This is a genomic window from Gemmobacter sp. LW-1 (assembly GCF_001303875.1).
In the GTDB taxonomy this organism is placed as follows: domain Bacteria; phylum Pseudomonadota; class Alphaproteobacteria; order Rhodobacterales; family Rhodobacteraceae; genus Gemmobacter; species Gemmobacter caeni.
In genome coordinates this window covers 64,451-83,258 of the sequence record NZ_LJSC01000057.1, presented here as the reverse complement: position 1 = coordinate 83,258, position 18,808 = coordinate 64,451, and the positions used below count along the sequence as shown (strand labels likewise).

The following is an 18,808-nucleotide window of genomic DNA, read 5'->3' as shown; positions in this document are numbered from 1 at the left end:
ATTCGCGCGTGTTGACTGCGGTCCCCTTTGAGAAAGGACCTCCTCATGCAGATGCGCAAACTCGGATCGCGGGGGCCGATGGTTTCGGCCATCGGCCTCGGCGCCATGTCATTCGGTGGCATTTTCGGCCCGACGACCGAGACAGAAAGCCTCGCCTGCCTCGACGCAATGGTTGAGGCCGGTATCAATTTTATCGACACCGCCAATATCTACGGCATGGGCGTCAGCGAGACGGTCATCGGCAAATGGCTCGCCTCGCGCCGCCCCGATGTGGTGATCGCCACCAAGGCCAGTATCGTGAATGGCCCGCCGCGCCGGATCGACAATTCGGCGGGCCATCTGCGGACGGAACTCGAGGCCTCGCTGAAACGGCTCGGGGTCGAACGGGTGGATCTCTTTTACATCCACCGTCGCGAACATACGCGCCCGCTGGCCGAGGTGATCGGCACGCTGCGGGATCTGGAGACCGAGGGCAAAATCGGTGGCTACGGCCTGTCGGAAGTGGCGCCCGAGACCCTGCGCGCGGCGCACGCGATCCATCCCTGCACCGCCGTCCAGAACGAATATTCGCTGTGGAGCCGCCAGCCGGAGCTTGGTCTGATCCAGGAATGCGCGCGGCTGGGAACGGCGTTCGTCGCCTTCTCGCCGCTGGCGCGCGGCATGCTGGGTGCGACCCCGCTGCGCCATGATCAGGTACAGGACGGGTTCCGGGCGCAGAACCCGCGCTTCATGGATCCGAACTTCAGGCGTAACCTCGCCCGGATCGCGCCTTTCCGTGACTGGTGCAAGGCGCGCGGCTGGTCAGTGCCAGCCACGGCGCTGGCCTGGGCGATGGGTGCGGGCGATCATGTGTTGCCGATCCCCGGCACGCGCCGGGCGGACCGCCTGCGCGAATGGCTGCCGCTGCCCGATCTGACCGCCGCTGACCGCGCTGAAATCGAAGCTCTGCTGCCCGCAGGCTTCGCCGCCGGGGACCGTTATGGCGATCATCAGCTTCTCGCCATCGAGCGCTACTGCTGACGCGCAGGTCATTTTCTGTCCCGAAATCTTCTCGGTGGGGGCAGACCGCTCCCGCGCTCTCACCGCCCGTGACTGCGGTTGTAGCCGTTGACGGGCGGGCTGACCCAGCCCGCGGGAGGGGCTTTGGGACGGAAGACCTCGACCAGCAGCGGATGGCAGGTGGCGGTATCTGACGAATGCTCGGCCGAACAATCGCCCCCGGGACAGGCCGACAGCCCGCCCAGCAGGTCGATTTCTGCGAAGAATTCAAGATAATCGCCTGGCCGCACCGGCGAGGCTTTCATGAAATATTGTCCGGTGTCACGGGTGAAGCCCGTGCACATGAAGACGTTCAGCACATCATGCACATGGCTCTCGGCCTCGGCCAGCGAGAGCCCGCGCGCATCGGCCAGTGCGCGGGTCAGGTTGGAATGGCAGCAATGGTGATACTGTCCGCCATGACTCAACAGGTTGTGGGTATAGGGATCGCAGCGCGTGCCGATCACGTCATGGACCGAGCCACCGAAAGCGTCGAACCCATACCAGTCCAGCGTGTCATCGGTGAGGGTGGCCATCGGGCGCAGGTAGGGATGGCTGGTCCATATCCGGTCGCCGGTGGAAAGATGCGTGCCATGCAGCGCGCGGGTCTTGCCGGAATAGAACCGCTCGGCCAGATTGACGGCGTTCCAAAGGTTCAGGTCACCGACCTGAGGCCCCTCGACGCTGCGGATGCGGAAGAAATGCCCGGCGGGCACCTCGAAACAGCGGGCGTCGCGGGCGGGCACCAGAACCTCGGCCACGCGGGTCCACCCGTCGCGGGCATCGCGACAGGCGGCCAGATCGGGGATGGGCAGGGTTTCCGTTGGATAGCAGATCACCGGCGCGATAGCGCGGCGGGTATCGGCATCAGCGGGGGCGCTATGGTCTGGGTAGGCGGGCTTCATCCGGGGTCTCCTGCGCGGTGGTGGCAGGTTGCTTTGCCCGGCGCGACGGGTCAAGGGCCGCTGCCTTCTCGACGGTCCCGGGATCACGGACAGGCTCAGCCCCTCGGGCGCAGGCAATCGCGGGGCGTGCCCTTCGCAGGCTGGCAGGTGGCGCCGCAGGCGGCGCAGCGCCACAATCCCTCGGCCCGGTGTTCGCGCCAGCGGCATTGCCGGGTCAGCGTGCTGTTCCGGCGCGAGAGCCACATGTAGCCGAAGACGGCGATAGCGAGGAGAAGCAGGAGAAGCGGCATGATCTATTCCACGGCACTACCGAAAATGGCGATGGCAAGGCCCAGAGCCGCCAGCGCGGCAGCGCCCGTGGCGGTCGGTCGCCGGGTCGGCCAGAGGCTTATGGCGGCCAGCGCGGCCTCGATCGCATAATAAAGCGCGAAGGCCCGCGAGGCCCAGGCGATGATCTGGAACACATCCGCCGCCCATGTCAGCGCGACCCCGGCGAGCACGAGCACCGCATAGGCGGCGCGGGTCGGGATGCGCCCGCCCGATTGCTCCACCGCCAACCCGCCTGCACCGGCGGTATCTGCCACCGCCGCGCTGAACTGGGCCGCCAGCGCCGCTGCGACCAACAGAGCGGGCAGGACGGGCGAGACCTGCGCCATCAGGCCGATGATGGCGGTTTCGGTCAGCTTGCCTGCGGGCGGCGCCAGCGAGAACACCAGCAGCAGCACATAGACCATGTAGATTGCCGTTGCGGCCAGCTGCGCGAGTTTCATCGAGCGGATGCGGGTTCCGGCGTCATATTCATCGCCCAGGTAGCGGGAGGTTTCAAAGCCCTGCACCGTGACGATCAATCCGAAGCCAAGCGTCAGCACCTGCCAGCCGGAGAGGCTGGGTGGTGTCAGGATCAGGTCGCCCGCCTGCGCCCTGGCGCCGAAGAACAGCGCCAGCCCCACCAGAAGGCCAAGGATGATGGCAAGCTTCAGGCTGACCGAATATTGCTCCATCCGTTCCAGCGCGGTGAAGCCGCGGGTCCAGCCGATCACAAGGATCAGCGCGAAGACGGTGGTGGTCACGCCGCGGGCGAAGACCGGGTCCGACCATGGGGTCAGCCCCAGTGCGAAGGCACCGAAGAGGTTGAGGTAATAGGCAACCGAAACGATGTAGGAAAAGGCCAGCGCCCAGCCGCCCGCGCGCTCTAGCGTCGCAGCGGGGCCGGTGAACGGGCCATGGCTGTCCAGCCGGGCGATATTGTTGCGGATCGTGGCGCCGAAGCCCCAGGCCCCGGCGCAAAGCGCCAGCATGACCAGCGGCGCCCACATGCCGTAGCTGTCATTCAGGATCGGTCCGAGCACCAGAAAACCCGAACCGATGATCGAGGCGAGCGGCGTGACGGTGGCGCGCCACAGGTGCGCGCGGCGCAGGGCGGGCGACAGCAGCAATCCAAGACCGGCCACGGTGGCGGTGAGGATCAGCAAGTCGTCGCGCATGGCGGGGATACGGGCGTCATGCCGGCTTCTGCGGGTAGATCAGCGCGAACAGCGCCGCAGCCCGTTCTTCGCGGGGCAAGGAGCCTGTGGCCCAGCCATTGCCAAAGGCAGCCCTGATCGCCGGATCGTCGTAATGGGTTTCGAAGCAGCGGCCAAGGCGACGCAGCGCATCGGCCACCTGCCAGACGAATTGCGATTCACCCATCGCAATCCGGTTCTTTGCATGCAGGGCATCGGCCAGCCCCGCGCAAAGATCGCCGAATTCTTCCGGCGATGCAAAGCGCGGCAACGGCTGGCCGCCGCCCGGCGCCGTCATACGGCGCGTTCCACCATCATCTTCTTGATCTCGGCAATCGCCTTCGCCGGATTCAGGCCTTTGGGGCAGGTCTTGGCGCAGTTCATGATGGTGTGGCAGCGATAGAGCTTGAAGGGGTCTTCAAGCTGGTCCAGCCGTTCGCCGGTGGCTTCATCGCGCGAGTCGATGATCCAGCGATAGGCATGCAGCAGCGCGGCCGGGCCAAGGTATTTGTCGCCGTTCCACCAGTAGCTCGGGCACGAGGTCGAGCAGGAGGCGCACATCACGCATTCATAAAGACCGTCGAGTTTCTTGCGATCCTCGATCGACTGCCGCCATTCCTTTTGCGGCGTGTTGGTCTTGGTTTCCAGCCAAGGCATGATCGAGGCATGCTGGGCATAGAAATGCGTCAGGTCGGGGATCAGGTCTTTCACCACCGGCATATGCGGCAGGGGATAGATCTTCACGTCGCCCTTGATCTCGTCCAGGCCATAGATGCAGGCCAGCGTGTTGATCCCGTCGATGTTCATCGCGCAGGAGCCGCAGATCCCTTCGCGGCAGGAGCGGCGGAAGGTCAGGGTCGGGTCGACCTCGTTCTTGATCTTGATCAGCGCGTCCAGAACCATCGGGCCGCACTTGTCCATATCAAGGAAATAGGTGTCGACACGCGGGTTTTCGCCGTCATCGGGGTTCCAGCGGTAAATCTGGAACTTGCGGATGTTTTTGCCTTCCGGCTTCGGCCAGGTCTTGCCGGTGCGGACCTTGGAGTTCTTTGGCAGGGTGAACTGAACCATTGGCTAGTTTCTCCAATCGGGACGGGAGTAGAGCGGTTGCGACGGCAACTGCCCGGATTGTCTGTAGACGCAGCTTTCATAAAGCTGCGCGGGGTCACGCCCGGCCAGATAGTCGGACGAGACCTCGATCTCCATGCGCGCCACGGGGCCATCGCTGGTGGCCCCCATCGCGATTTCGCCGCGCGGCTTGGCCGCCAGTTGCGCCTGCCGGAAGCAGGACCGCTCTGCCGCCTCGCGCGAGACCGGGCCGCAGGCGGCCAGCAACGCAAGAAGGATCAGCGCGGCCCGCATCGGCATCACCCCGCAACCGGGCCGACGCCGCGCGCACGCAGACAGGCGGCAGTGGCCGGGCGGCGCAGGATCGTCGCCACGTTCTGCACGGTCAGCGTGCCGGCGCGGGTGCCGACATCGCGCGCCAATGCCCGGATTTCGCCGGGGCTGGCATTGGCCATCACGCAATCGGCGGCGGTTTCGGCCTGCGGGGCTGCCATGTAGTTCTGCATCACTGGCACCACGACAGACCGTGCCGCGCGGGCGGTCACATTGTCGGCCATGGCCTGCGGCGAGCAGGCGGCGGCAAGCAGAAGGCAGGCGAGGGCAAGGCGGGGCATGGTGTTTCTCCGTTCCGTCGGTGCGTCGAGCCTAAGCCCGCTGCCCGCCGGTTGGGAGACACATGCCCGCAAGGCGCGCGGGAATCCGCCGCTCTGCCCGTCCGGGCAGGGAAGGATATCGCGCGCCCGTGCCATCAGAACTTGCGCTCCGCCGGGGCGATCTTCTTCAGGCTGATGCCACCTTCCGCCTCGGTCGTCAGCGGATCGACATGCACCGCACGGTAGCTGAGCGTCACCTGGTTGCCATCGACGTGGGCCAGCGTGTGCTTGCGCCAGTTCGCGTCGTCGCGGTTCGGATAATCCTCGTGGGCATGCGCCCCGCGGCTTTCCTTGCGGGCATTCGCGCCGTAGATCGTGGCCAGCGCGTTGGGCATCAGGTTGGTCAGTTCCAGCGTTTCCATCAGATCGCTGTTCCACACCAGGCTGCGGTCGGTGACTTTCAGGTCGTTCAGCTTTGCGGCGATCGAGGTCATCTTGGCCTCGCCCTCGGCCAGCGTCTTTTCGGTGCGGAACACGGCGGCATCGGCCTGCATCGTCTTCTGCATCTCAAGCCGCAACTCGGCCGTCGGCGTGCCGCCATTGGCGTTGCGCAGGCTGTCAAAGCGGGTCAGGGCCTTGTCGACCTCGACCTTGTTCACCGGGGCGATGCGTTCCTTCGGGTCGACGATCTGTCCGGCGCGGATCGCGGCGGCGCGGCCGAAGACCACGAGGTCGATCAGCGAGTTTGACCCAAGACGGTTCGCGCCATGCACCGAAGCACAGCCCGCCTCGCCCACCGCCATCAGACCAGGGAAGATGGCATCCGGGTTGTCGGCGGTCGGGTTGAGGACTTCGCCCCAGTAGTTCGTCGGGATACCGCCCATGTTGTAGTGAACGGTCGGCAGAACAGGGATCGGTTCCTTGTTCACGTTCACACCGGCGAAGATTTTTGCCGATTCCGAGATGCCGGGCAGACGTTCCGCCAGGGTCGCGGGCGGCAGGTGGTTGAGGTGCAGGTGGATATGGTCGCCCTCGGCACCCACACCGCGGCCTTCACGGATTTCCAGCGTCATGCAGCGCGAGACGTAATCGCGCGGCGCCAGATCCTTGTAGTGCGGCGCATAACGCTCCATGAAGCGTTCGCCCTTGGAGTTGGTCAGATAACCACCCTCGCCGCGTGCGCCTTCGGTAATCAGGCAGCCCGAACCGTAGATGCCGGTCGGGTGGAACTGCACGAATTCCATGTCTTGCAGCGGCAGACCGGCGCGGGCCACCATGCCGCCACCGTCGCCGGTGCAGGTATGGGCGGAGGTCGCGCTGAAATAGGCGCGGCCATAGCCGCCGGTCGCCAGCACGGTCATCTTGGCGTTGAAGACGTGGATCGTGCCGTCATCCAGCTTCCAGCACACCACGCCGGTGCAGCGGCCATCGGTGATGATCAGGTCCAGTGCGAAATATTCGATGTAGAATTCCGCGTTGTTCTTCAGGGACTGACCATAAAGCGTATGCAGGATGGCGTGGCCGGTGCGGTCGGCGGCGGCGCAGGTGCGCTGCACGGGCGGGCCTTCGCCAAACTCGGTCGTATGCCCGCCGAAGGGGCGCTGGTAGATCTTGCCTTCTTCGGTGCGGCTGAACGGAACGCCGTAATGTTCCAGCTCGTAAACCGCCGCCGGGGCTTCGCGCGCGAGGTATTCCATCGCGTCGGTGTCGCCCAGCCAGTCCGACCCCTTCACGGTGTCATACATGTGCCACTGCCAGTTATCGGGGCCCATGTTGGCAAGGCTGGCGGCGATGCCGCCCTGTGCCGCAACGGTGTGGCTGCGGGTCGGGAACACCTTGGTCACGCAGGCGGTGCGCAGGCCCTGTTCGGCCATCCCCAGCGTGGCGCGCAGACCGGCGCCACCGGCACCGACCACCACGACATCATAGTCGTGAACTTCGTAAGGATAAGCAGTCATCTTCAGCCTCTCAGAGCGCGATCTTGGCCAGGGCGTAGAAGCCCACCGCGATCACCGCGTAGGAAATCGAAATCGCCAGCATGATCAGGCCCTTCTTCATGCTGCCGCGCGCATAGTCCTCGATCATCATCTGCGCGCCCTTGGCGAAGTGGCGCATACCGACGAACAGCACGAGGCCGGTCAGGATGGCCGGGAAGGGATGCGAGAAGGTTTCAAGCACCTCTTCATAGGGTTTGCCCAGCGTCGAGCCGAAAATATACATCCAGACCGGAATCATGAAGGCCAGGCCCACGGCCGAGACCTGCATGTACCAGTGATGCTCGGTGCCGGTATGGGCGGCGCCCTTGCCCTCGGCGCGCTTGCGGGCGGTCAGGTAACGCATGGCTGCCTCCTCAGACCAGAATGACGGTGATGACGGTCAGGACGACCGAGCCAATGATGCAGGCCCAGCCCAGCTTTTCGGCGGTCGGGATGTCGAGCCCCTTGCCCGCATCGTAGTAAAGGTGCCGCAGCCCGGCGAGGTAGTGATACCAGAGCGCCCAGGCCGACAGGAAGAACACCAGATCGCCGAACCACGAGGTCACCACCGCATCGGCGAAGGCGAAATATTCGGGGCTGACGGCGGCGGCGAGCAGCCACCAGACCGCCAGCAGCGCGCCGACGATCAGCCCGTTGCCGGTGATCCGCGTCAGGATCGAGGTGATCGAGGTCAGCTGCGGACGGTAGATTTGCAGATGGGGGGAAAGGGGGCGCTCGACCCGCTTTGCTTCGGCCATGGTATTGTCCCTCTGTCGCTTGGCGCGGCCCGAGCGTCGCGCACTGGCAGGATTTCCTGTTGTTCAATAGCGCGTTTTTCGCGCAAGTCACGCGGGCAATCGGCTGTTTAGGGGGCCGTTTCCGCTATCAACCCCGAATATTTGCAATTTGTGATCACGTTTTTTTCAGCTGTGATCACGCAATCGCGCGGGGTGTGGCGACTCGACCGCACCTCTGATCCCGATGGAGGAGGGGGCGCTGCCCCCGCGCCCTGCGGCGCCTCCCGGGATATTTTGGCCAGTATGAACGCGCGGCTTATTTGGGCATCACGGCCCAGTAATCGAGGTCCAGAAGAACCTCCGGTGCGTATTTGCCGTCCGCGCCCTTCAGCGCGAAGGGTGCGGCGCCCTGTTTCACTGCGACCAGCCGCAGCCGGATGGCGCCGACACCCGGCGCATCGGTATCGGCTTTGTCCAGGACCTCGGACCAGGCCTTGACGGTATCGCCCGAGAAGCAGGGGTTGGCGTGCGCCCCGCCGTTCAGCGCGACGATCATCTGGGCATTGGCGAGGCCGTTGAACGACAGGGCGCGGGCCATGCTGATGATATGGCCACCGTAGATCAGCCGCTTGCCATCATCACGGAATGTCGCGTCAAAATGCACCTTGGCGGTGTTTTGCCACAGGCGTGTGGCGATCATGTGTTCGGCTTCCTCGATTGTCACGCCATCCACATGGTCGATCTGTTCGCCAACCTGATAGTCGCCCCAGCGATGCGGCTCGCCCGCCAGCGCGAAATCGTAACGGGTGAAATCAAGGCCCGCCGGGATCACCAGATCGGACGGCGCGAGCGCCTTCTTCAGCTCCGGCACCACGGCTTCGGGCGCGGGGGCGTCGAGATGGTTCTTCCGCACCATCACCCAGCGCACATATTCCAGCACGCAATCGCCATTCTGGTTCAGTCCGCGGGTGCGGACATAGACCACGCCCGACTTGCCATTGGAGTTTTCCTTCAGCCCGATGACGGTGGATTCCGACCGCAGCGTATCGCCGGGGTAAACCGGGGCGAGCCAGCGGCCTTCTGCATAGCCGAGGTTCGCCACCGCGTTCAGGCTGATATCGGGCACGGTCTTGCCGAAGACCACATGGAAGGCGGCCAGATCGTCAATCGGACTGGCGCTGAGGCCGCTGGCGCGGGCAAATTCATCCGAGGAATACAGCGCATGCCGGGCAGGGTAGAGCGCATGATACAGCGCGCGTTCCCCGCCCGAAACCGTGCGGGGCACGGCATGGGTGATGGTTTCGCCGATGCGGTAATCCTCGAAGAACCGGCCGGGATTGGTTTTCATGCGCTGTGCTCTCCTGCTGCGGCGGGGTGTCCCGCCGGGTCAATGCTCGCCGAGCTTGGTTTCGGGCGTGTAGATGCCGGGGGCCTCTTTCACCACGGCCTGACCGCAGCGCATCACGCCGCGCGCGGCGTCGAAGGCATAGGTGGGGGCGCCGTGCAGTTCCCACCCCTTATTCAGGGCGGCGGTCACCTTGTGGCAGAAGGCCGATGTGTCGTCATCGCTAAGAAAGCGGTAAAGTTTCATGGGGTCACCCGAATGCTGGATAGCCGAGCGCATAGTGCAGGCCCGCGATGGCACCATAGACGATCAGCGTGCCGACGACAGCCATGGCCTCGAACTTCGCGGGTTTGGCGGCGGGTGGAACCCATGGGCCGGCGCGGTTGATCACCACCATCTCCGCCAGCGCCCAGAGGCCGAGGCCACCGAACAGCAGGAAGGAAGGGGTGTCGCCGTTGACCAGCATATGCGCGGCGGACCACAGCAGCACGCCTGTCAGCATCGGGTGCCGGAGGCGGCGGGCGATGGCCGTTTTCATGCCTGCGGCGGCGAACAGATAGACCGAAATCAGCATCAGCAGGTTGTTGATGCCGACCAGCGCCGGGCTGCGACCCCAGTAGAAGGCGCCTTCGGTGCTGCGATAGCCGATCACCATCAGCACCACACCCGCCAGCAGAGCCAGCGTGACAAGGCCGCGCCCGCGGTCCCCCAGCGCCGCACGGGCATCAGGGGCAAGGCGCTTGAACAAATGGGCGGCGATCCAGAGGATCAGGCCGAGGGCGAGCAGGGTCATGGCTGGCTCCGTTGAATGTGAACTGGGTTCACACTCGCATCACTCTGCCATGGCCGCAATCGCATCGGCCTTGGCGAGGGTGGCCCGCGCCGTCACGATATGGAGATTTTCAACGATCTTCCCATCGACCACGGCGACGCCGCCGCCCTGGGCCATCACCTCGTCAAAGGCGGCGATCTGACGGCGGGCGAGGGTCAGCTCGGCCTCGGACGGTGCAAAGGCGACGTTGGCGATGTCAAGCTGCGCCGGATGGATCAGCGTTTTGCCGTCAAAGCCCATATCGCGACTCTGTTCGCATTCAAAGCGCAGCCCGTCCTCATCCTTGAAGGCGTTGTAAACGCCGTCGATCAGCGTCACGCCATGGGCGCGGCCTGCCAGCAGGCAGAGGCCCAGCCCGGTCTGCATCGGCAGGCGGTCGGGGCGGAAGCGGCTGTTCAGCTCTTTGGCAAGGTCATTGGTGCCCATGACCATGCCTTTGAGACGCGGATGGGCCGCAATCTCGGCGGCGTTCAGCATCCCGGCGCAGGTTTCCATCATCGCCCAGAGATCGGCGCCCGGCACGGCATCGGCCACGGCATCCAGATCAGCGGCCCGGTTTACCTTCGGCACCAGAATGGCGTCGATCCTGGCCCCGCGTGCGATGGCCTCGTCCATCGCATCGGCATCGGCGCGGCCCCATTCGGTATCAAAGCCGTTGATCCGCACGATCCGCATACGGCGACCGAAATCCCAGTCGGTCAGCACCTGCGCCAGCAGTTTGCGGGCGGCGGGCTTTTCCTCGGGCGCGACGGCATCTTCCAGATCGAAGATGATCGCATCGGTGGCAAGGCCGCGCGCCTTTTCCAGCGCACGTTCTTTCGAGCCGGGGATGTAAAGGACAGAGCGGCAGGGGCGGGCGGTCATGGGCGAGTCTCCCGTGAAAGATTCTTTCGCCAAAGACCACATCTGCGGCACATTCGGCAAGCCCCGATTTGCCGCATTGCAGAAATTCTTGCTGCGGGGCCGCGCATGACGGTCAGCTCAGCGGAAAGGCACCCCAGACCAGTTTCAGCGACAGCAGCAGCAAGGCCCAGGTCACCAGTTTGAAAAACAGTGCTTCCGGCAGCCTGCGCACCAGCCAGACCCCGCCGAACACCGCGGCGGAGGCCGGGATCGCCATCAACAGCGTAACCTTCAGGTTGCCGAGGCTGATCTGACCCAGCGCCCAATAGGGGATCAGCTTGATCGCATTCACATAGGCAAAAAGGATGGTCGATGTGCCCGCGAACACCGCTTTCGACAGGCCCAGCGGCATGACATAGACCTGATAGGGCGGGGCACCTGCATGGCTGACGAAGCTGGTAAAGCCGGTAGCGGCGCCCCAGAACAGGCCGGGCGCCACTTTCGCGGGTTGCGGCTCGGTCACGCGCGGGCGGCGCAACAGCAGGTTGGCGGCAAAGACCGCGCCGACCAGACCAACGATGCCGCCGACAATCCGTTCGGGCACCAGATGCGCGGTGGCCCATCCCAGCGCGACACCCAAAGTGGTGGCAGGCACCATGATGGCCAGCACCCGTTTGTCAAAGGCATGGCGATAGGCATAGAGCCCGAACATATCCGAGACGATATAAATGGGCAGCAGCAGCCCCGCCGCCATGACCGGCGACATCACCAGACTCATCAGCGGCACTGACAGCATGGCCACCACCGGCACACCGCCCTTGCCCATGCCCACCAGAACCGCGGCCGGAATTGCGGCTGCCCAGAACGCCAGATCTTCCACTTGCCCTGCCTCCGTCGCCATTTGGGCGACCCTGTTCCGGCCGACTCGCGCCGGTTGCCACGCAACTTTCCGCAGCCTTTAGCGCAAACAACTTGCGCAGGGCAACTTGGCCTGTCATGCCGCATCGCGGCAGTCTTGCGTGAATCCCGCGAGACGCCTAAAGCATACCGTTGCATACAATCCCAGCCGGAGACGGAATCATGGCACGACCCAAGATCGCACTGATTGGCGCTGGCCAGATCGGCGGAACGCTCGCCCATCTCGCAGCCATCAAGGAACTCGGCGATATCGTCCTGTTCGACATCGCGGAAGGCACCCCCCAGGGCAAGGCGCTGGATCTGGCACAGTGCGGCCCGGTCGAGGGCTTCGACGCCGTTCTGAAGGGCGCCAACAGCTATGAGGACATCGCGGGCGCCGATGTCTGCATCGTGACCGCCGGTGTGCCGCGCAAGCCGGGCATGAGCCGCGACGACCTGCTGGGCATCAACCTGAAGGTCATGAAATCCGTGGGCGAGGGCATCAAGGCCCATGCGCCGAACGCCTTCGTCATCTGCATCACCAACCCGCTGGACGCGATGGTCTGGGCGCTGCGCGAATTCTCGGGCCTGCCGCATGAGAAAGTCGTGGGCATGGCCGGCGTGCTCGATTCGGCGCGCTTCCGTCACTTCCTGTCGGTCGAGTTCAATGTCTCGATGCGCGACGTGACCGCCTTCGTTCTGGGCGGCCATGGCGACACCATGGTGCCGCTGATCCGCTACTCCACCGTCGCGGGCATCCCGCTGCCGGATCTGGTCGCGATGGGCTGGACCACGCAGGAGAAGCTGGACGCCATCGTGCAGCGCACCCGTGACGGCGGCGCGGAAATCGTCGGCCTGCTGAAAACCGGCTCGGCCTTCTACGCGCCCGCCACCTCGGCCATCGAAATGGCCGAAGCCTATCTGAAAGACCAGAAGCGCCTGCTGCCCTGCGCGGCCTACGTCAAGGGCGCCTTCGGTCTGGACGGGATGTATGTCGGCGTGCCGACGATCATCGGTGCCAAGGGCATCGAGCGGATCGTCGACATCAAGATGAATGCCGACGAACAGGCGATGTTCAACAAGTCGGTTGACGCGGTTAAGGGCCTTGTCGAGGCTTGCAAGGGCATCGACCCGTCGCTGGCCTGATCCGGCCCCGCTTACGAATTGCAAAAGCCCGGCCATGTGCCGGGCTTTTGTCATGGTGCTTCGGCCTCGTCTCAGAACTCCATGTGATAGCCGATGGCGACATTGTCGCCGGAAAGATCCATGGTGACGCCATGGGCAAGGTAACCCACCAGCGCCCCGGCCAGAACCTGACCCACGGTGTGCTGGTCGGCTTTGACGCGCGAAACCCCGACAAGCGTTGCCGCGCCGAAAGCCAGCGCGCCTGCCACCGGGCTGTCGCGCCAGCAATCCCGCGCAAGGCTGGTCGCGCCGTAGAATGCCATGGAGGTGTGCCCCGACGGAAAGCCCCGGTCATGCCCGTTGGGGCGGCGACCGATCCGGCTGTCGCGGGTGGCTGTCTTCAGGCCCTGCGTCACCAGCTCGGTCGTGGCAAGGCCGGCCACGAAATTCGCTGTCCGCTGCTGCCGGATCGCGCAGACCCCGGCCATCGCGGGCAGAATGACCTGAAGCGCATCGCCCGTGCGTTCCAGCCCGGTCTTGTCCTGGGCCATGACAGGGGCGGAAAGGCCAAGACAGGCGGCAAGGGTCAGGGCGCACGCGGGCAGGCGGTGCCAAAGGTGGATCGGGGGCATGGCAGTGTCCTTGGGGGCTGCGGAGATCGCGCCAGCCTTCGGCCGCTGGCCTCGCCGCCGCCATGCAACCGGAGTTGCAGACCATCATCAGGACTAGGCGCCATGCCCTCTTCCGCGCGTCGCGACACCGTGCTAGCGCCGGGGATATGAGCAAGGGCCACATCTCTCCCTATCACGCGCCTGCCTTCATTCCCGACGCGCTGGCGAAGGGGCAGCATCGTGCCATCATCGGGGGGCGATGGGAGGAAACCGGCATCATCCAGATGGAGATGCTGCTGGCCGAAGGGCTGCGCCCGCGCCACCGCATGCTGGACATCGGCTGCGGCCCCCTGCGCACCGGCTGTCGCGTCGTGCCCTATCTGAACCCCGGCCATTACTGGGGCAGCGACCTGTCGCGCGACCTGATCCTCAAGGGCTACCGCGCGGAACTGACCGAGGGCGACCGCGCCCGTCTGCCCGCCCTGCAGTTGGTGGAGGACGCGGATTTCAGCTTTCCCGGCATTCCGCGCGATCTGGATTATCTGCTGTGTTTCGCAGTGTTCACCCACCTGCCGGTGAATCACCTGCGCCGGGGTCTCCTGCGGGTGGCCGACCACTTCACCCGGTTCGAGAAATTCCTGTTCACGGTGTTCCTTGCCCCCGATGCGCAATCGAGCCTCGGCCCGGTGCGGCAGCCCGATGGTGTGGTCACCCACGACATCCGCCCACCCTATCACCTGCTGGAATCCGACATCCACCATTTCTGCGCGCAGGCCGGATTGCAGGTGAGTATCCGCGCAAACCGGCTGCCGAGGGGGCAGGTGCTCTGCGTGGCGAGTCGCAGCACCGCGAATCGTTGACAGGTTGTGCTGGTCGACCCGAAATTTGCTCTCATATTTTCAATGGGAGTTATGCGGAATGGCCGATATTGCGGGGAATACAGGGACGAAGGCGAGGCTTTTGCCTGAAAAAGCGTAACCGGCATCTTGGAGCGATCGGATGATTCGGATTGGTTTCGGGTCAGCCTGAAAGCTGGGATGTCCTACCAGATCAATGCGACGGCAACCGGCGGGGCAAACAGCGTCGAGGAACTTCAGCTTCTGGTTCTGGACAAGACCGGTGGTATCATCGACAGCGACGGTGGCGGTTGGTATGATCGCCGGACTGTCGTGGTGGCGGCGGCACGGGCGCCGAGGTCTTTGCCGAGGTCACGTCACGCGGGGCGACTGGCGAGTATATCCTCAGCTGGGTTTCCAGCGACAATGTCCGAAATGATGTTGAAACAACGAAAACTGCAAGGATCGGTGGTGTCACGGCAGGCGTCATCGACTGCTATCTCGACTCTGACTGGTACAAGGTCAACGCCAGGGCTGGCGTAACCTATACTTTCCGCGTCGAGGGGGATGGAACAGCAAAGGGCCTCCCCCAACTGGAACTGACGATCCGAAGTGAACGGGGTATCGTGCTGGATGAGGCATGGGGCGGCAGAGATTAAAGGGAAATCAGCTGGACGGCTGAGAAAGACGGCAAGGTGTTTCTGGATATTACCGGGCACAATCCTTATGGCATTACGTCCGATACCGGAAAGTTCGTGCTTCTGGTGACCTCTGACCAGCGACTGCTTTCCGGCACTCGCAAGAGTGACGATCTGACGGGCGGCGAGACGGCAACCTTCATGACCGGAAAGCAGGGCAACGATACGCTGCATGGCGGCGGCGGGAACGACACGCTGTTCGGGGGGCAAGGCAACGATCTGCTGGAAGGCGGGGTGGATTCTGATCGGCTTTCCGGGGATGCCGGTCAGGATACTCTTCTTGGCGGTTCCGGTGCTGACCGGCTGAGTGGTGGCAAGGGGAATGACAGGCTGACCGGCGGCGCGGATAAGGATGTCTTCCTGTTCTTCAAGGGAGGTGGCACCGACAGGATCACCGATTTCGAGGACGGGATTGATCGGATCACCTTCGGGGGCTCCATAACCTTTTCCGATCTGGTGATCCGCCAGCGTGGGGCCAATGTCTCGATCAGCGCCGATAAGGTGGAGGTTCTGGTCGAAAACATGCTTGCTTCAGACCTGACGCGGGCAGATTTTGCCTTCATCTGACGGGAAGACTGGCCCGGCAGGGCGCGTTTTCCCGGCCGGGAGACGCGCTCCGAGTCGGGTTTTCTCTCGCTGCGCTGCGGCGTTTGCGGCAACGGCATCGCCTTTGTGATCACACTTTTTCGACGTGTGATCACAAAGGCGATTTTTATGCGTCAAATCCCGCCGATCACGCAAATGCCGTTTTGAAAGCGCCTTCCATTATGGCATCACGCCCCCAAATCAGCAGCGATGGGACATGATCCATGAACATCCATGAATATCAGGCCAAGGCGCTTCTCCGCAGCTATGGCGCCCCGGTTTCGGACGGCCGTGTCGTCCTGAAAGCCGAGGAAGCCAAGACCGCGGCGGGCGAACTGGACGGGCCGCTCTGGGTCGTCAAGGCGCAGATCCACGCCGGTGGCCGCGGCAAGGGCAAGTTCAAGGAACCGGAAGCCGGTGAAAAGGGCGGTGTCCGTCTGGCGAAATCGGTGGAAGAAGCCGAAACGCTGGCCAAGCAGATGCTGGGCCGCACGCTGGTCACCCATCAGACCGGCCCGGCCGGTAAACAGGTGAACCGCATCTACATCGAGGCCGGTTCCGACATCTCGCGCGAACTCTACCTCGCGCTGCTGGTGGATCGCCAGACCAGCCGCATCTCCTTCGTCTGCTCGACCGAAGGCGGCATGGATATCGAAGAGGTCGCCGCCTCGACCCCTGAAAAGATCCTGTCCTTCTCGGTTGACCCGGCTTCGGGTCTGTCGGATTTCCACGGCCGCCGTCTGGCCTTCTCGCTGGGCCTCGAAGGGGCGCAGGTGAAGCAGATGGTCGCGCTGGCCAAGACGCTCTACAAGGCCTTCGTCGAGAAGGACATGGAGATGCTGGAGATCAACCCGCTGATCGTGACCCCGGAAGGCCAGATCAAGGTGCTGGACGCCAAGGTGTCGTTCGACGGCAACGCGCTTTATCGCCACGCCGACATCCAGGCGCTGAAGGACGAGACCGAGGAAGACCCCAAGGAACTCGCCGCTTCGAAATTCGACCTGAACTACATCGCGCTGGACGGTGAGATCGGCTGCATGGTGAACGGCGCGGGCCTTGCCATGGCGACCATGGACATCATCAAGCTCTATGGCGCGGAACCCGCCAACTTCCTCGACGTGGGCGGCGGTGCGACCAAAGAGAAGGTGACCGAGGCCTTCAAGATCATCACCTCGGACCCGAACGTCAAAGGCATTCTGGTCAACATCTTCGGCGGCATCATGCGCTGCGACGTCATCGCCGAGGGCGTCATTGCTGCGGTGAAGGAAGTGGGCCTGAAGGTTCCGCTGGTCGTGCGTCTGGAAGGCACCAACGTCGAGCTGGGCAAGAAGATCATCAACGAAAGCGGGCTGAACGTGATCGCGGGTGACAACCTCAGCGACGCGGCGCAGAAGATCGTGAAAGCGGTGAAGGGCTGAGGCTTCGATGATCCGCTGGCGTCACAGCCTGATCGCGCTGACCGTTGCCATGGCTGGGGGCATCACCCCCGGTCATGCTTCTGACAATCATATGGACGTTGAACTTAGGTTCTTCGAGTCCATCTGTGTGGCGACCGCGCCAGGACTGTCTGATCGTGACGTGCGCGCTGCCGCGAAAAAGCTTGTGGCTTCCAAGATCAAACTTGGTCCCGGCAGCAACTTTATTTCCTCGGCGGGAAAGTCTTGCGGCGCCAGCTTTAGATGGAACGGCGAGAAGCTTTCAGCAGTCCCTGAGGCGAAGGCCAAGCGGATGGTACAGGATCTTGCAAAGCGTATTGGCGCATCAGATGTATCGCTCGAAGCGGGTCAGGGCGGCAAAGCCCTGAAGTACACAGTCAAAGCTGACAAATACCAATTCACCTTGATCTTCGAAGTCAAAGGGTCTGAACGACTCTATTCGATTTCGAAACACAGATAGGAGGCGCCAAAGATGGCCGTACTCGTCAACGAAAATACCAAGGTTATCTGCCAGGGCATCACCGGCTCGCAGGGCACCTTCCACACCGAACAGGCGATTGCCTATGGGACCAAGATGGTCGGTGGCGTGACGCCCGGCAAGGGCGGCACCAGCCACCTTGACCTGCCGGTCTTCAACTCGGTTCACGAAGCGAAAGCCGTGACCGAGGCCAATGCCACTGTGATCTACGTTCCGCCGCCCTTCGCGGCGGACTCGATCCTTGAAGCGATCGATGCTCAGATGGAGCTGATCGTCTGCATCACCGAGGGCATTCCGGTGCTTGACATGATGCGCGTGAAGCGGGCGCTGGAAGGCTCCAAATCGCGGCTGATCGGGCCGAACTGCCCGGGCGTCATCACCCCCGGCGCCTGCAAGATCGGCATCATGCCGGGCCACATCCATCAGCGCGGCAGCGTCGGCGTGGTGTCGCGTTCGGGCACGCTGACCTATGAGGCGGTGAAGCAGACCTCCGACCTTGGTCTGGGTCAGTCCTCGGCCGTGGGCATCGGCGGCGATCCGATCAAGGGCACCGAGCACATCGACGTGCTGGAAATGTTCCTCGCGGACCCGGAAACCCATTCGATCATCATGATCGGTGAAATCGGTGGCTCGGCCGAAGAAGAAGCCGCGCAATTCCTCGCCGATGAAAAGAAGCGTGGCCGCTGGAAGCCGACCGCCGGTTTCATCGCGGGCCGCACCGCGCCGAAAGGCCGTCGCATGGGTCATGCCGGTGCCATCGTGGCCGGTGGCAAGGGCGATGCGGAATCCAAGATCGAGGCGATGAAATCCGCCGGGATCGTGGTTGCCGACAGCCCCGCCCATCTGGGCGAAGCCGTGATGAAGGCGCTGGGCAAGTAAATCTCGTTCCCCGGGGGTATGCCTCCGGGGAACCTCTCGAAGGGAGGCGAGCATGCGATTTCTGACCATGGCCACGCTGGCGAGTGTTGCACTTGCAGGGTGTGTCACCTCCGGGCCCACAACGGGTGCCCGCAATGGCATGGCGGCCGCCGAGGCCGCCACCGGCGTTTCTGCCGCGAATATCGTCGCCTATTCCGCGAACGGGGCGGGTATAGGCGGGCTGGTTATTCAGGGCGTGCCGAACGTCCTGTTCTACAAGGCGGCCAGCACCGACAAGGCCCAGCTCAAGGCCGCCCCGGCGCGCATTTGCGGCACCCGTGGCGTCGCATCGGCCGAGGATCGCGCGCTGGAACATCCCGAACAGATGCCGGGTGTGCGCAAGCTTGTCGTAAGCTGCAAGTGACGCCCCCCCTTCGTCCATACG

General features: G+C 63.9%; 24 protein-coding genes. 8 read left to right on the top strand and 16 right to left on the bottom strand.

The genetic code is table 11. From position 1 onward, the window contains the following. The first annotated feature begins 45 nt into the window (after window positions 1–45). Window positions 46–1,020: an aldo/keto reductase gene (locus AO684_RS17840; RefSeq protein ID WP_054304075.1), complete on the top strand. Its 975-nt coding sequence runs from the start codon at window positions 46–48 to the stop codon at window positions 1,018–1,020. A gap of 59 nt (window positions 1,021–1,079) precedes the next feature. Here AO684_RS17840 and AO684_RS17835 read toward each other — a convergent pair whose 3' ends face one another. The 15 genes from AO684_RS17835 to AO684_RS17770 form a co-directional block, all read right to left on the bottom strand. Then, window positions 1,080–1,943, bottom strand: a complete 864-nt coding sequence (locus AO684_RS17835; protein WP_054304074.1) for a DUF1989 domain-containing protein — start codon at window positions 1,941–1,943, stop codon at window positions 1,080–1,082. 95 nt (window positions 1,944–2,038) lie between these two features. Beyond that, entirely contained in the window at window positions 2,039–2,233 is a 195-nt protein-coding gene (locus AO684_RS21420; RefSeq protein WP_082401096.1) for a hypothetical protein, read from the bottom strand. A gap of 3 nt (window positions 2,234–2,236) precedes the next feature. Continuing rightward, entirely contained in the window at window positions 2,237–3,427 is a 1,191-nt protein-coding gene (locus AO684_RS17830) for an APC family permease (protein WP_054304073.1), read from the bottom strand. A 16-nt stretch (window positions 3,428–3,443) separates the two neighbouring features. After that, entirely contained in the window at window positions 3,444–3,743 is a 300-nt protein-coding gene (locus AO684_RS17825; RefSeq protein ID WP_054304072.1) for a hypothetical protein, read from the bottom strand. After that, window positions 3,740–4,516 carry a succinate dehydrogenase iron-sulfur subunit gene (locus AO684_RS17820; protein ID WP_054304071.1) on the bottom strand — a complete coding sequence of 259 codons (777 nt, stop codon included), beginning with the start codon at window positions 4,514–4,516 and terminating at the stop codon, window positions 3,740–3,742. Before AO684_RS17820 ends, AO684_RS17825 begins: the two co-directional genes overlap by 4 nt. 3 nt (window positions 4,517–4,519) lie before the next feature. After that, on the bottom strand, window positions 4,520–4,807 hold the full coding sequence (locus tag AO684_RS17815) for a hypothetical protein (protein WP_054304103.1): 288 nt from the start codon (window positions 4,805–4,807) through the stop codon (window positions 4,520–4,522). 5 nt (window positions 4,808–4,812) lie between these two features. Then, the gene (locus AO684_RS17810) at window positions 4,813–5,127 is read right to left on the bottom strand and encodes a hypothetical protein (protein ID WP_054304070.1); all 315 of its coding nucleotides are present in this window, start codon (window positions 5,125–5,127) and stop codon (window positions 4,813–4,815) included. A 134-nt stretch (window positions 5,128–5,261) separates the two neighbouring features. Then, window positions 5,262–7,064 (bottom strand): succinate dehydrogenase flavoprotein subunit, encoded by a 1,803-nt coding sequence (gene sdhA / locus AO684_RS17805; protein ID WP_054304069.1) that lies wholly within the window; start codon window positions 7,062–7,064, stop codon window positions 5,262–5,264. Between the two features lie 10 nt (window positions 7,065–7,074). Then, complete coding sequence (gene sdhD, locus AO684_RS17800; RefSeq protein WP_054304068.1) at window positions 7,075–7,446, bottom strand: succinate dehydrogenase, hydrophobic membrane anchor protein; 372 nt, start codon at window positions 7,444–7,446, stop codon at window positions 7,075–7,077. A gap of 10 nt (window positions 7,447–7,456) precedes the next feature. Then, window positions 7,457–7,840, bottom strand: coding sequence for a succinate dehydrogenase, cytochrome b556 subunit (sdhC, locus tag AO684_RS17795; RefSeq protein ID WP_054304067.1), 384 nt, complete (start codon window positions 7,838–7,840; stop codon window positions 7,457–7,459). A 295-nt stretch (window positions 7,841–8,135) separates the two neighbouring features. Beyond that, on the bottom strand, window positions 8,136–9,167 hold the full coding sequence (locus tag AO684_RS17790) for a MaoC family dehydratase (RefSeq protein WP_054304066.1): 1,032 nt from the start codon (window positions 9,165–9,167) through the stop codon (window positions 8,136–8,138). 39 nt (window positions 9,168–9,206) lie between these two features. Then, window positions 9,207–9,410: a DUF1737 domain-containing protein gene (locus AO684_RS17785; RefSeq protein WP_054304065.1), complete on the bottom strand. Its 204-nt coding sequence runs from the start codon at window positions 9,408–9,410 to the stop codon at window positions 9,207–9,209. Window positions 9,411–9,414: 4 nt separating this feature from the next. Further along, window positions 9,415–9,957: an NnrU family protein gene (locus AO684_RS17780; RefSeq protein ID WP_054304064.1), complete on the bottom strand. Its 543-nt coding sequence runs from the start codon at window positions 9,955–9,957 to the stop codon at window positions 9,415–9,417. 39 nt (window positions 9,958–9,996) lie between these two features. Continuing rightward, window positions 9,997–10,860 carry a CoA ester lyase gene (locus tag AO684_RS17775; RefSeq protein WP_054304063.1) on the bottom strand — a complete coding sequence of 288 codons (864 nt, stop codon included), beginning with the start codon at window positions 10,858–10,860 and terminating at the stop codon, window positions 9,997–9,999. A 112-nt stretch (window positions 10,861–10,972) separates the two neighbouring features. After that, window positions 10,973–11,719 carry a sulfite exporter TauE/SafE family protein gene (locus AO684_RS17770; protein ID WP_082401098.1) on the bottom strand — a complete coding sequence of 249 codons (747 nt, stop codon included), beginning with the start codon at window positions 11,717–11,719 and terminating at the stop codon, window positions 10,973–10,975. Between the two features lie 200 nt (window positions 11,720–11,919). Here AO684_RS17770 and mdh point away from each other — a divergent pair, with 200 nt between their 5' ends. Continuing rightward, entirely contained in the window at window positions 11,920–12,882 is a 963-nt protein-coding gene (mdh, locus tag AO684_RS17765) for a malate dehydrogenase (RefSeq protein WP_054304061.1), read from the top strand. Between the two features lie 71 nt (window positions 12,883–12,953). Here the strand turns inward: mdh and AO684_RS17760 are convergent, their stop codons facing one another. Next, a complete protein-coding gene (locus tag AO684_RS17760; RefSeq protein ID WP_054304060.1) occupies window positions 12,954–13,493 on the bottom strand; it encodes a phosphatase PAP2 family protein in 540 nt (179 codons plus the stop codon). Window positions 13,494–13,639: 146 nt separating this feature from the next. Here AO684_RS17760 and AO684_RS17755 point away from each other — a divergent pair, with 146 nt between their 5' ends. The 6 genes from AO684_RS17755 (at window position 13,640) to AO684_RS17730 (ending at window position 18,787) form a co-directional block, all read left to right on the top strand. After that, a complete protein-coding gene (locus tag AO684_RS17755; RefSeq protein ID WP_054304059.1) occupies window positions 13,640–14,332 on the top strand; it encodes a class I SAM-dependent methyltransferase in 693 nt (230 codons plus the stop codon). 671 nt (window positions 14,333–15,003) lie between these two features. Further along, window positions 15,004–15,573 (top strand): calcium-binding protein, encoded by a 570-nt coding sequence (locus AO684_RS22550; RefSeq protein WP_054304058.1) that lies wholly within the window; start codon window positions 15,004–15,006, stop codon window positions 15,571–15,573. Between the two features lie 242 nt (window positions 15,574–15,815). Continuing rightward, window positions 15,816–17,009 (top strand): ADP-forming succinate--CoA ligase subunit beta, encoded by a 1,194-nt coding sequence (gene sucC / locus AO684_RS17745; RefSeq protein ID WP_054304057.1) that lies wholly within the window; start codon window positions 15,816–15,818, stop codon window positions 17,007–17,009. A gap of 7 nt (window positions 17,010–17,016) precedes the next feature. Further along, entirely contained in the window at window positions 17,017–17,487 is a 471-nt protein-coding gene (locus AO684_RS17740) for a hypothetical protein (RefSeq protein WP_054304056.1), read from the top strand. A 12-nt stretch (window positions 17,488–17,499) separates the two neighbouring features. Further along, window positions 17,500–18,384 carry a succinate--CoA ligase subunit alpha gene (sucD, locus tag AO684_RS17735; RefSeq protein ID WP_054304055.1) on the top strand — a complete coding sequence of 295 codons (885 nt, stop codon included), beginning with the start codon at window positions 17,500–17,502 and terminating at the stop codon, window positions 18,382–18,384. 52 nt (window positions 18,385–18,436) lie between these two features. Continuing rightward, window positions 18,437–18,787, top strand: coding sequence for a hypothetical protein (locus tag AO684_RS17730; protein ID WP_054304054.1), 351 nt, complete (start codon window positions 18,437–18,439; stop codon window positions 18,785–18,787). Window positions 18,788–18,808 lie beyond the last annotated feature (21 nt).

Excerpts from the sequence above, each read along its gene's own strand:
- AO684_RS17840 (WP_054304075.1), top strand. The coding sequence starts at position 46 with ATGCAGATGCGCAAACTCGGATCGCGGGGGCCGATGGTTTCGGCCATC.
- AO684_RS17835 (WP_054304074.1), bottom strand. The coding sequence starts at position 1,943 with ATGAAGCCCGCCTACCCAGACCATAGCGCCCCCGCTGATGCCGATACC.
- AO684_RS21420 (WP_082401096.1), bottom strand. The coding sequence starts at position 2,233 with ATGCCGCTTCTCCTGCTTCTCCTCGCTATCGCCGTCTTCGGCTACATG.
- AO684_RS17830 (WP_054304073.1), bottom strand. The coding sequence starts at position 3,427 with ATGCGCGACGACTTGCTGATCCTCACCGCCACCGTGGCCGGTCTTGGA.
- AO684_RS17825 (WP_054304072.1), bottom strand. The coding sequence starts at position 3,743 with ATGACGGCGCCGGGCGGCGGCCAGCCGTTGCCGCGCTTTGCATCGCCG.
- AO684_RS17820 (WP_054304071.1), bottom strand. The coding sequence starts at position 4,516 with ATGGTTCAGTTCACCCTGCCAAAGAACTCCAAGGTCCGCACCGGCAAG.
- AO684_RS17815 (WP_054304103.1), bottom strand. The coding sequence starts at position 4,807 with ATGCGGGCCGCGCTGATCCTTCTTGCGTTGCTGGCCGCCTGCGGCCCG.
- AO684_RS17810 (WP_054304070.1), bottom strand. The coding sequence starts at position 5,127 with ATGCCCCGCCTTGCCCTCGCCTGCCTTCTGCTTGCCGCCGCCTGCTCG.
- sdhA (WP_054304069.1), bottom strand. The coding sequence starts at position 7,064 with ATGACTGCTTATCCTTACGAAGTTCACGACTATGATGTCGTGGTGGTC.
- sdhD (WP_054304068.1), bottom strand. The coding sequence starts at position 7,446 with ATGCGTTACCTGACCGCCCGCAAGCGCGCCGAGGGCAAGGGCGCCGCC.
- sdhC (WP_054304067.1), bottom strand. The coding sequence starts at position 7,840 with ATGGCCGAAGCAAAGCGGGTCGAGCGCCCCCTTTCCCCCCATCTGCAA.
- AO684_RS17790 (WP_054304066.1), bottom strand. The coding sequence starts at position 9,167 with ATGAAAACCAATCCCGGCCGGTTCTTCGAGGATTACCGCATCGGCGAA.
- AO684_RS17785 (WP_054304065.1), bottom strand. The coding sequence starts at position 9,410 with ATGAAACTTTACCGCTTTCTTAGCGATGACGACACATCGGCCTTCTGC.
- AO684_RS17780 (WP_054304064.1), bottom strand. The coding sequence starts at position 9,957 with ATGACCCTGCTCGCCCTCGGCCTGATCCTCTGGATCGCCGCCCATTTG.
- AO684_RS17775 (WP_054304063.1), bottom strand. The coding sequence starts at position 10,860 with ATGACCGCCCGCCCCTGCCGCTCTGTCCTTTACATCCCCGGCTCGAAA.
- mdh (WP_054304061.1), top strand. The coding sequence starts at position 11,920 with ATGGCACGACCCAAGATCGCACTGATTGGCGCTGGCCAGATCGGCGGA.
- AO684_RS17760 (WP_054304060.1), bottom strand. The coding sequence starts at position 13,493 with ATGCCCCCGATCCACCTTTGGCACCGCCTGCCCGCGTGCGCCCTGACC.
- AO684_RS17755 (WP_054304059.1), top strand. The coding sequence starts at position 13,640 with ATGAGCAAGGGCCACATCTCTCCCTATCACGCGCCTGCCTTCATTCCC.
- sucC (WP_054304057.1), top strand. The coding sequence starts at position 15,816 with ATGAACATCCATGAATATCAGGCCAAGGCGCTTCTCCGCAGCTATGGC.
- AO684_RS17740 (WP_054304056.1), top strand. The coding sequence starts at position 17,017 with ATGATCCGCTGGCGTCACAGCCTGATCGCGCTGACCGTTGCCATGGCT.
- sucD (WP_054304055.1), top strand. The coding sequence starts at position 17,500 with ATGGCCGTACTCGTCAACGAAAATACCAAGGTTATCTGCCAGGGCATC.
- AO684_RS17730 (WP_054304054.1), top strand. The coding sequence starts at position 18,437 with ATGCGATTTCTGACCATGGCCACGCTGGCGAGTGTTGCACTTGCAGGG.